The sequence below is a fragment of the Paracoccus albicereus genome (assembly GCF_024359525.1).
GTDB classification, from domain to species: Bacteria; Pseudomonadota; Alphaproteobacteria; order Rhodobacterales; family Rhodobacteraceae; genus Paracoccus; species Paracoccus albicereus.
On record NZ_JAKZEU010000002.1, the window covers coordinates 545,886 to 555,836 of the forward strand.

At 64.3% G+C, this 9,951-nt stretch carries 8 protein-coding genes; 6 read left to right on the plus strand and 2 right to left on the minus strand.

From position 1 onward, the window contains the following. Window positions 1–160 precede the first annotated feature (160 nt). Window positions 161–526, plus strand: a complete 366-nt coding sequence (locus MLD63_RS06195) for a DUF6477 family protein (protein ID WP_255329010.1) — start codon at window positions 161–163, stop codon at window positions 524–526. Here the strand turns inward: MLD63_RS06195 and MLD63_RS06200 are convergent. Next, on the minus strand, window positions 489–2,060 hold the full coding sequence (locus MLD63_RS06200; protein ID WP_255329011.1) for a helicase HerA-like domain-containing protein: 1,572 nt from the start codon (window positions 2,058–2,060) through the stop codon (window positions 489–491). The two genes, MLD63_RS06195 and MLD63_RS06200, sit on opposite strands and share 38 nt — an antisense overlap. Window positions 2,061–2,582: 522 nt before the next feature. Between MLD63_RS06200 and MLD63_RS06205 the strand changes: the two genes are divergently transcribed. Next, the gene (locus MLD63_RS06205; RefSeq protein ID WP_255329012.1) at window positions 2,583–3,584 is read left to right on the plus strand and encodes an invasion associated locus B family protein; all 1,002 of its coding nucleotides are present in this window, start codon (window positions 2,583–2,585) and stop codon (window positions 3,582–3,584) included. A 64-nt stretch (window positions 3,585–3,648) separates the two neighbouring features. On the opposite strand, the gene putA is transcribed toward MLD63_RS06205, so the two are convergent. Beyond that, window positions 3,649–7,089, minus strand: a complete 3,441-nt coding sequence (gene putA, locus MLD63_RS06210; RefSeq protein ID WP_255329013.1) for a bifunctional proline dehydrogenase/L-glutamate gamma-semialdehyde dehydrogenase PutA — start codon at window positions 7,087–7,089, stop codon at window positions 3,649–3,651. A gap of 115 nt (window positions 7,090–7,204) precedes the next feature. Between putA and MLD63_RS06215 the strand changes: the two genes are divergently transcribed. From MLD63_RS06215 to MLD63_RS06230, 4 genes are read left to right on the plus strand one after another with little or no spacing between them, the layout of a single operon-like run. Continuing rightward, complete coding sequence (locus tag MLD63_RS06215) at window positions 7,205–7,369, plus strand: hypothetical protein (protein ID WP_255329014.1); 165 nt, start codon at window positions 7,205–7,207, stop codon at window positions 7,367–7,369. Continuing rightward, window positions 7,369–8,550 (plus strand): vWA domain-containing protein, encoded by a 1,182-nt coding sequence (locus MLD63_RS06220; RefSeq protein ID WP_255329015.1) that lies wholly within the window; start codon window positions 7,369–7,371, stop codon window positions 8,548–8,550. The genes MLD63_RS06215 and MLD63_RS06220 overlap by 1 nt, the downstream gene beginning before the upstream one ends. Beyond that, window positions 8,547–9,134, plus strand: coding sequence for a DedA family protein (locus tag MLD63_RS06225; RefSeq protein ID WP_255329016.1), 588 nt, complete (start codon window positions 8,547–8,549; stop codon window positions 9,132–9,134). The genes MLD63_RS06220 and MLD63_RS06225 overlap by 4 nt, the downstream gene beginning before the upstream one ends. 49 nt (window positions 9,135–9,183) lie before the next feature. Further along, window positions 9,184–9,867: a M48 family metalloprotease gene (locus MLD63_RS06230; protein WP_255329017.1), complete on the plus strand. Its 684-nt coding sequence runs from the start codon at window positions 9,184–9,186 to the stop codon at window positions 9,865–9,867. The last annotated feature ends 84 nt before the right edge of the window (window positions 9,868–9,951 follow it).

The window sequence follows — 9,951 nt, forward strand, 5'->3', positions numbered from 1 at the left end:
CGGTGAACGGATGAACGGGGTCAAATCTGAACATAGACGCAACAATTCCTAAGAAACCCTAAAGATTCCTTCCCTTACCGCGCGGTGCAGATACCCCTGCGGCAACACCCGCTCTGGTTGAGTCATGGTTCGTAAACCAATCCAGACGAAGGACGCCACCATGACCATGATGCCGAATGTGATCGCGTTCCGCCCGCGCCCCGCCCAGACCCCGCTTCGGCGTCCGAGCATGCTGATCCGCGCCGCAAAGCTCGGTCAGTCGGCCTGGAAGCGCGAGCGCGACCTCAAGCGTCTTCTCCGCTCTGACGACTGCCCCGCGCCGGGGGTGTCGTTGCCCCGTCTGCGGGCGGAGGAAGAGCGGCTGAATGCCGCGCGGATCGATGGCCTGGCCGAATATGACCTGACCCGCCACGTCAATCTGATGATCGCCATCCTCGCTGAAATGCGGGCAGCTTTCGCCGCCGCGCCGATCCCGGTTCCGTTGCCGCTCAGCGACCTCGGAACAGCGATCCCAGCACGCCTCTGATCAAAGCCTTGCCCGTCCGCGTTCCCAGCTGACGGGCAAGACTTTTCGTGAACGCTTCGGTCGCGGTGTCGCTGCGTGACGATGATCGGCGCGTCTTCTCGGGCGTGATCTCGATCTTGGGATCGTAGCGACGCGCACGTTTGTAGCTGCGGTCCATCTGCCATAGATCCTCGTCATTACCGGCCGCACCGGCTGAGGCGCTGGCTTCCGCGGCGGATTTGGCGCGTGCAGCAAGGATCTCCTGCGCGGATTCGCGATCGATGCGCGTGTCGTACTTGATGCCCATCGGAGAATTCGCGATCAACGCGGCCCTTTCGGCGTCGGTAATCGGACCAAGCTGACTGAAGGGCGGTCTGATCAATGTCCGCTCGACCATCCCCGGCACGCCCTTGGCTTCCAGAAAGGATGTCACGGCCTCGCCGGTGCCGACCGACTGGATCGCCTCGGCCGTGTCGAAGGCCGGATTCGGACGGTAGTTTTCCGCCGCCAGCCGCAGAGCCTTCTGATCCTTCGCGGTGAAGGCGCGCAGCGCGTGCTGGACGCGGTTGCCCAGCTGCCCCAGCACATCTTCGGGCACGTCGGTCGGGTTCTGGCTGATGAACCAGACGCTGACACCTTTTGATCGGATCAGGCGCGCGACCTGTTCCACCTTCGACACCAGCGCCGCCGGTGCGCCGTCGAACAGCAGATGCGCCTCATCGAAGAAGAAGGCGATCCGCGGCTTGTCGGGATCGCCGATTTCGGGCAGCTGCTCGAAGAGTTCGCTGAGCAGCCACAGCAGGAAGGTCGCGTAGAGCCGCGGTGCATTCATCAACCTGTCAGCGGCGAGAATATTGACGACGCCCTTTCCCGTCGCATCGACCCGCATGATGTCGGACAATTCCAGGGCCGGCTCGCCGAAAAGCGCATCGCCGCCCTGATTTTCCAGAACAAGCAACGCGCGCTGGATCGCACCGACGCTTGCCGTACTGACATTGCCGTAGCGCAAAGACAGGTCCGTCGCGTTCTGACCGACCCAGACCAGCATCGCCTGAAGGTCCTTCAGATCGGCGAGCAACAGTCCCTGTTCGTCCGCGACGCGAAAGGCGATGTTCATCACCCCCTCCTGCGCATCGGTCAGGTCCATCAGGCGCGACAGCAGCAGCGGCCCCATTTCCGCCGGAGTCGTCCGGACCGAATGGCCCTTTTCCGCCCATACATCCCAGAACGTCACCGGAAAGGTCTGGTAGTCGAGCGTCAGTCCTATCTGCTCGGCGCGTGTCTGGAACGGCTGATGCAGTTTCGACTCGGCGCTGCCGGGCTTTGCGAGACCCGCCAGATCGCCCTTCACGTCGGCCAGAAACACCGGCACCCCCGCCAGCGAAAAGCTCTCCGCCAAGGTCTGCAACGTCACGGTCTTACCGGTTCCGGTGGCTCCAGCAATCAGGCCGTGGCGGTTGGCGTATTCCAGCAGCAACTGTTCGGGGCTTGCGTAATTCTCGCCACCTCCGCCCACAAAGACCGTCCCCGCCTCGTGATCCAGAACCTGCGCCATCGTCCCTCCCGGTCGCGCGTTGCGCGCGTTTTTCCGCACGCTCCGACAATACTAAGTTAACCTTTCCATGCCAGTATCAGTTTTGTCCGGGGCTGAGTGGTTGCAGGCCCGGGACCTTCCTCCCTGTTGGACTGCCGCGCCCTCGGGCGCGGCTTTTTTCATGTCCGGGTCGTCGGCGTGACCGGGTTCAAAATGTGATCGATGCGCGACCCCACGGCTGTTGACGGATCACAAGGCCGCGACTAGCGTGCCCTCAATGATGACCGGCCAGTCCGGCAGGGAGAGGACGCGCGGCGTCAAGCATGCGCTGACAGGGGGTCGCGGAAACAGCCGCGACCCTTTTCTTTCATGAACCGTTTGATATCGCCTTCGCACGGATCCGTGTGTCGTGGAACAGCGGGCACGCGGCGTGCGTTCGGCGCAGATCGCCGCCGGTCGAATGGGCGGCGGTTGTGCCTGACAAGCCTTGCGCGCTGTGCTAGGCCCTCGGGCAAGGTTTTGAAGAAAAGGAAAGAAACGACCATGGCTCTGAAACCTTCCCTCGCCCTCGTGGCGGCGATGATGGCGATCACGGCGCCAGCCTTCGCGCAGGACAGCACAGCGTCCGCCAATGATGCCGCGACCGAAGCCGCGCCCGAGACTGGCACCCTTCCCCCTGCAGCCGATACGCCCAGCGACACCGACGCGGCAACCGAGCAGCCGACCGACGCGGGCACGGCGGTTACCGAAACCGAAGAAGCCGAAGGGGAAGAGCCGAATGCAGCCGATGCTGCGTCCGATTCGGCGCAGGCCGCAGGCGAGGCGACGGAAGCTGCACCGGCGACGAGCGATGCTACTGCCACGGATGCTGCACCAGAAGCCTCTGCTACGGACACTCCCGCTACCGGCGATGGCGCACCGGCCGATGAAGCAGCGACCACGGCTGACCCCAATGCAGAGCCGCAAGTCGGCTCTTACTATGTCAAGTCCACGCATGAGGACTGGCTGATCCGCTGCATCAGGGCTGGCGAAGGCGTCGATCCATGCGAGCTTTACCAGTTGATGCAGGATGACAGCGGCAATTCTGTGGCCGAAGTCACGATGATCCCGCTGGAAGGCGGCGAGGTCGCTGTCGGCGCAACGGTCGTCGTTCCGCTAGAGACCGATCTGCTGTTCGGCCTGCAGTTCCAGGTCGATCAGGGTCGCGGACAGGCCTATCCGTTCAACTTTTGTGCGCCTGTCGGTTGCGTCGCGCGCGTCGGCTTCCCGGACGCCGAGCTGAACGCGCTCAAGCGCGGCAATGTCGCCAACGTGGCGCTGCTGCCCTTCGGTGGTGACCCGGAAAACCCGGTCCAGCTGCAGTTGTCGCTTACCGGCTTCACCGCGGGACTGGCAGCGCTGGAAGAACTGGCCGTGCCCGAGCCAGACGACGCTGGGACGACCAGCGATGCGGCGGCCGACACGGCGACAGAAGCCGATACGCCTGAAAGTGACGCGGCGAACGATGCCGATGCCGCAACCGAAGAGACTGCGCCGGCGAACTGATCTTTCGCGACGCTTAGGTGGAAAAGGCCGCGCCAGGTTGGCGCGGCCTTTTTTGTTTCCGCAGCTATTCTGCGGCGGCGAGCAGCGACGCATTGCCGCCCGATGCCGTGGTATCGATACACAGATGTCGTTCGAGCACCGCATGAGCGAATATTTCAGCACTGGTGACCAGCGGTAGAATAGCCCCCTGTCGCGCCGCCAGCGCCCGCCTGTAAGATCGGGCCTGATCCTCGGGCCCGTCGAATGCGACGAGTGCAAAACCTGAAAGGGCTTTCAGCGCGTTGGCAGCCAGATGACCCTGAACCTCAGCCGCTTCGCAGCCTGCCTGTCGCGCAAGGGCGGCCTGCGCTGCGGTGTCGGGTCCAAGGCACAAGACATTGCCGCGCGCGTGCATCGTCAGCCGGTTCGATTCCCCGGTCGGTCCGGGCAGCAGCATCGTTTCGCGCGGAGTGTCGCTGTCGGTCAGGGTTGCGTCCAGTGCCGTCTGAACATCGTCCGCGTTCGCGTCTCCGGCAGATGCACCGTCACGGCTCCGCACGCTATCCACTGCATAGAACCGCGGAACATAATGCGGGCCGCCTGCCTTGGGGCCGGTGCCGGACAATCCTTCGCCGCCAAATGGCTGGCTGCCGACGATGGCGCCGATCTGGTTTCGATTGACGTAAAGATTGCCGACACGCAGCCGACGATCGACATGATCCACCCTATCGTCGATCCGCGTGTGCAGCCCGAAGGTCAGCCCATAGCCGGATGCGTTGATCGCGGTGATGAGCCGGTCTATCTGGTCCGCCTTGAAGGTGGCGATGTGCAGCACCGGCCCGAAGATCTCTTTCTCGATATCGTCGATTCCGCTGACCCGGATCGTCACCGGCGCGATGAAGTGCCCCCGCGAGGGAGCCTTCAGTCGATGCAGGATGCGCCCGTCGCTGCGGGCCGCCGCGACGTGATCGGCGATGCCCTTGTGCGCCTGTTCGCTGATGACGGGACCGACGTCTGTGTCGATGAACCACGGATCGCCGAGCCGCAATTCGTCCATCGCACCGTGCAGCATGTTCAGCAGCTTGTCCGCGATATCGTCCTGAACGTAGAGGATGCGCAGCGCGGAACAGCGCTGCCCTGCCGATTGAAACGCGCTGGCCAGAACGTCGCGCACCGCTTGTTCGGGCAGCGCGGTCGAATCCACGATCATGGCGTTCAGACCGCCTGTCTCGGCGATCAACGGCGCGTCGGGCGAAAGGTTTTCAGCCATCGCGCGGTTGATCGCCTGCGCGGTCGCCAGGCTGCCGGTAAAGCAGACGCCATTGATGCGTGCGTCGCTGGTCAGTGCTGTGCCGACCACCCTGCCCTCGCCCGGAAGCAGTTGCAGCGCGCTGCGCGGAACGCCTGCCTCGTGCAGCAACTGTGCCGCGCGCCAGGCGGTCAGGCTGGTCGTCTCGGCGGGTTTCGCCAGGACCGCATTGCCTGCGGCAAGCGCCGCCGCAATCTGGCCGGTGAAGATGGCGAGCGGGAAATTCCACGGCGAGATGCAGGTGAAGATTCCGCGCGGTGCATCTGCCGTCGAGAAGCCGGCGTAGTAGCGCAGGAAATCCACCGCTTCGCGCAGCTCGGCGACACAATCGGGCAGCGACTTCCCAGCCTCGCGCGCGATCAGCGCAAACAACTCGGCGTGGTGTTCTTCGTAAAGGTCGGCCGCCCGGCGCAAGGTGGCGGCGCGCTCATCGGGCGGCGCGTCCCAAGGCACCGCTGACGCCAACGCCGTCTCGACATCGTCGGGAGCACTCTGGATCACACGACCGACCAGGTCATCAGGTCGTGCGGGGTTGAGAACATCTTCGCCCACTCCGCCAACGACGGCATCTGCGATGAGCGGCCCACCGTTCCACTGGTGCCTCAGCCAAGGCTTCCGCGCGGTCTCCAATTCTTCCAGCACCGCCGGGTCGCGGAGGTCGAAGCCACGGGAATTCACCCGCTCGGGTTCGAAGAGCGCGCCGGGTTGCCGAACTCCGCGCGGTTTGGTCTCGGCGACCGCCTCCCATTGCGCGAAGGGATCGGGGGCTACCTCTTCAGGTGAAACATCCTCGTCGACGATGCGGTTCACGAAGCTGCTGTTGGCGCCGTTCTCCAGCAGGCGACGCACCAGATAGGCCAGCAGATCCTCATGCGCGCCGACCGGTGCGTAGATACGACAGCGGGTGTTGTGCCGCTTGTGCAGGATGTCGTGCAGCGCCTCGCCCATGCCGTGCAGTCGCTGAAACTCCCAATCCCGATCGTCGCCGGCCAGTTCCAGCACGGCGGCGGTGGAATGCGCGTTGTGCGTCGCGAATTGCGGATAGATACGCGGGCTGGCCAGAAGCTTCTTGGCACAGCAGATCCAGGCAACGTCGGTTGCCGGCTTGTGGGTCCAGACCGGGAACCCCGGCAACCCCTCGACCTGCGCGCGCTTGATCTCGGTATCCCAGTAGGCACCTTTGACCAGACGCACCATCACCCTGCGGTCGAGACCTTGGGCCAGTGCGTCGAGCCAGTCGATCACCGCCGCCGCCCGCTTTCCATAGGCCTGAACGACCACGCCGAACCCATCCCATCCTTCCAGTGAGGGATCGGACAACACGGCCTCGATGACATCCAAGGATAGTTCCAGCCGATCGGCCTCTTCAGCGTCGATGTTGAGGCCCATACCCGCCTGCTTCGCCATCCGCGCCAATCCCAGAACCACCGGGACCAGTTCGGCCATGACCCGGTCGCGTTGCGGTTCCTCGTATCGGGGATGAAGGGCGGACAGTTTGATCGAGATACCGGGATTGTCGCGAATGTCGGGCTTGTTGGTCTGCCGGGCCAAGGCCCGGATCGCGTCCTCGTAGGCCTTAAGGTAGGCGCGTGCGTCGGCTTCGGTCCGCGCCGCCTCGCCCAGCATGTCGAAGCTGTAGGTGAACCCTTGCGCAACGCGGTCGCGACCGCGCTTGATTGCGGCCTGCGCGGTCTCTCCCAGAACGAACTGCTGTCCCATCTCGCGCATGGCCCGATGAACGGCTGTGCGGATCACCGGCTCACCCAGCCGTTTCACGGCATTGCGCAGATGCCCGGCGATTCCGGGGCTCTCATTACCGCGCAGCACCCGGCCTGTCAGCATCAACGCCCAGGTCGATGCGTTGACCAGAGAGGATGAGGACTTGCCCATGTGCTGTCCCCATTCGGACGGGGCGATCTTGTCCTCGATCAGGTCGTCCATCGTCTCGGCGTCGGGCACCCTCAGCAACGCCTCGGCCAGGCACATCAGCGCCACGCCTTCATCGGTCGATAGCCCGTATTCCGCCAGAAAGACCTCCATCAGACCCGGATCGTCGCCCGCGCGAATGTCACGAACCAGCGCAGCGGTCGCCGCATCGATGCGGGCGCGTGCGGCGGCGTCGGGCGCGTGATCGGCGACAAGCGCGGCGATGGCCTGTCGATCATCGGACAGATGCGCGATCCGGATAGCATCTCGATGGGGGGCAAGGTCAGTCATGGCACTCTCCTGCATCCGCTTGCAGCAAGGCTAATCGGTCGGCCTTGCGGTTGCACGGGGGGATTTGCATCGCTATTTCGGGCAGGACTTCGCCCTGTACGAGAGAGAGCCGCCCATGATCCTGATCGCCACGCTGCTGATCGGCGCGTTCGTCGGCTGGCGCAAAGCCGCCCGCCTGCAGGGCGACAGGCTGGACCGTCTGCAATACGCGGCCGTCCACGCGATGATCTTTGCGGTGATCGGGCTGTTCGTCACCTTGATGATCGACCGGATGGCCTGATGTTCGCGCCCTTTCTCGACGCACTTCGTCGCGAGGGGGTGCCTGTCAGCCTGCGCGAATATCTCGATCTCCTTGGCGGGGTCGCGGCGGGTGTGACGGACGAGACGACAGAGGGCTTCTATCATTTCGCCCGCACCGCACTGGTCAAGGACGAGCGCCATCTGGACCGTTTCGATCGCGCGTTTTCGGCCGCCTTCGCAGGGCTTGAAGCGGTATCGATCGAAACCCTGTTCGAGACTGTCGAACTGCCAGAGGATTGGCTGAGGAAGCTCGCCGAGAAGACGCTGACCGACGCCGAGAAGGCCGAAATCGAGGGCAGCGGCAGTTTCGAAGCGCTGATGGACAAGCTGCGCGAACGGCTGGCCGAACAGCAGGGGCGCCACCAGGGCGGCAACAAGTGGATCGGGACAGCGGGGACATCGCCTTTCGGCGCTTATGGCTACAATCCCGAAGGCGTGCGGATCGGACAGAACGAAAGCCGCCATCGCCGTGCGGTCAAAGTCTGGGACAAGCGCGAGTTCCGTGATTTCGACGATGCTGTCGAGCTGGGTACCCGTAACATCAAGGTCGCGCTGAAGCGGCTGCGCCATTGGGCGCGCCACGGCGCTGCAGAGGAACTGGACCTACCCGCAACCATCCGGGCGACGGCTGATCACGGCTATATCGATGTCCAGACCCGGCCTGAGCGGCGCAACGCGGTCAAGGTCCTGATTTTTCTCGACGTGGGCGGCAGCATGGACGACCGTTCCCGCCTGATGGACGAGCTGTTCAGCGCCGCGCGTGCCGAGTTCAAGCACATGGAGCATTTCTACTTTCACAACTGCCTTTACGAAGGCGTGTGGCGTGACAATCGCCGCCGCTGGACGGAGACCGTCCCCACCTGGGATCTGCTTCACCGCTACGGGCGAGACTACAAATGCATCTTCGTGGGCGATGCCAGCATGTCACCTTACGAGATCGCGGCACCGGGCGGCGCGAACGAGCATTGGAACGAAGAGCCGGGCGCATTGTGGCTTTCCCGCGCCTGTGAAACCTGGCCGGATCACGTCTGGCTGAACCCGGTACCCGAGGCTCACTGGGGATACACCCGATCGATCGGCATGATCCGCGACATCTTCCCTGAACGGATGATGCCGCTGACGCTGGACGGGCTGACACGCGCGATGCGGGTGCTGGGGTGACGCACGACCTGCTGTCTCTGCTGCCCACATGGGGACCATGGCTGATCGCGCTCGCGGCCTTCATGTCCTGCCTGTCGCTGCCCATCCCGACATCGGTGCTGCTGCTCAGCGCCGGGGCGCTGTCCGGCACGGGACACCTTCACCTCCCCGCGCTGGTCGTCGCGGCGGTGATCGGCGCGACGCTGGGCGATCTGTTGGCGTTTTCGATTGCGAAGCGCGTCGAGCCGTTCATCGACCGGCCCGGTACGCGCCGCGCAGCACTGTTGGGTCGGGCACGTGCTTTCATCACACGTCGCGGCATGATGGCCGTCTTCCTGTCCCGCTGGCTGATCACACCCCTGGGCCCCGCGACCAACTACGTCGCCGGCATGGCGGGCCTTCCGCTGCCCCGTTTCGCGCTCGCCAGCATTTCGGGAGAGGTGCTGTGGGCGGTCATTCATCTCGGCGCCGGGCACCTGTTCGGGCGTCAGTTCCGCGACGCCGAAGGTGCGGCGATCAAGGCGCTGGCCGTAGCCGCCATCTTGGGTCTGATTCTTTGGGGGTTACGGGTCTTGTGGCACCGACGCGGCCGGCCCGCGCCATGAAGCCTGTTGCACGATTGACGGTGACAGCCGGAGACCCCAGCTTTGTGCCATGCTGAAGCTGACGCCGATCCTGCTGATCCTCGCCTATGCCGCCGCGATGTGGTTCTTTTCGGCTTGGCGGCTCAAGCGGGAATTGAACGAACGGTCGACGCCGCTGAACCATCCACGCCTGAAGCCGATGCTGGAAAGGCTGGGCCGCGCAATGGATCTGCCGCCGGTCGAGGCGCATATCTACGAGATCGAGCCGGTGAACGGATTGGCCGCGCCCGACGGGCGCATCTTCCTGACCCGTGGTTTCATCCGCAAGCTCGATGCGTGCGAGGTAACGGCCGAGGAACTGGCGTCAGTCGTGGCCCATGAGCTGGGCCATGTCGCGCACGGCCACGCGCGTCGCCGAATGGTTGATTTCGCGGGCCAGAACGTGATCCGTGCGGTCTTGGCCGGTGTGCTGGGTCGCATGATCCCTTTTGTCGGCCCTTGGATCGCGAATATCGCGGCGGCCGCCCTGTCCGCGCGCCTGTCACGACAGGACGAGTTCGAGGCCGATGCGTTCGCGACCGCATTGATGGTCAAGGCGGGGTTGGGTGCAGAGCCACAGAAAAGCCTGTTTCGCAAGCTCGACCAGCTGACCTCTCGCGCGGGGGGCGCGCCCGCCTGGCTGATGTTGCATCCGCGGACGGACCAGCGCATCGCCGCGATCGAGGCGAATGTCGCCCGCTGGAAGCCACGTTGAACACGCTGCTGCGTGCGTCGCGAACGGTGACATTCGGGACTTTCCGGGGCTGAGAACCCTGCCTATCCTGCAATGCATGGTTGC

Bases quoted from the DNA above. Each gene is read 5' to 3' on its own strand.
- MLD63_RS06205 (WP_255329012.1), top strand. From the start codon at position 2,583: ATGGCTCTGAAACCTTCCCTCGCCCTCGTGGCGGCGATGATGGCGATC.
- MLD63_RS06215 (WP_255329014.1), top strand. From the start codon at position 7,205: ATGATCCTGATCGCCACGCTGCTGATCGGCGCGTTCGTCGGCTGGCGC.
- MLD63_RS06195 (WP_255329010.1), top strand. From the start codon at position 161: ATGACCATGATGCCGAATGTGATCGCGTTCCGCCCGCGCCCCGCCCAG.
- MLD63_RS06220 (WP_255329015.1), top strand. From the start codon at position 7,369: ATGTTCGCGCCCTTTCTCGACGCACTTCGTCGCGAGGGGGTGCCTGTC.
- MLD63_RS06200 (WP_255329011.1), bottom strand. From the start codon at position 2,060: ATGGCGCAGGTTCTGGATCACGAGGCGGGGACGGTCTTTGTGGGCGGA.
- MLD63_RS06230 (WP_255329017.1), top strand. From the start codon at position 9,184: ATGCTGAAGCTGACGCCGATCCTGCTGATCCTCGCCTATGCCGCCGCG.
- putA (WP_255329013.1), bottom strand. From the start codon at position 7,089: ATGACTGACCTTGCCCCCCATCGAGATGCTATCCGGATCGCGCATCTG.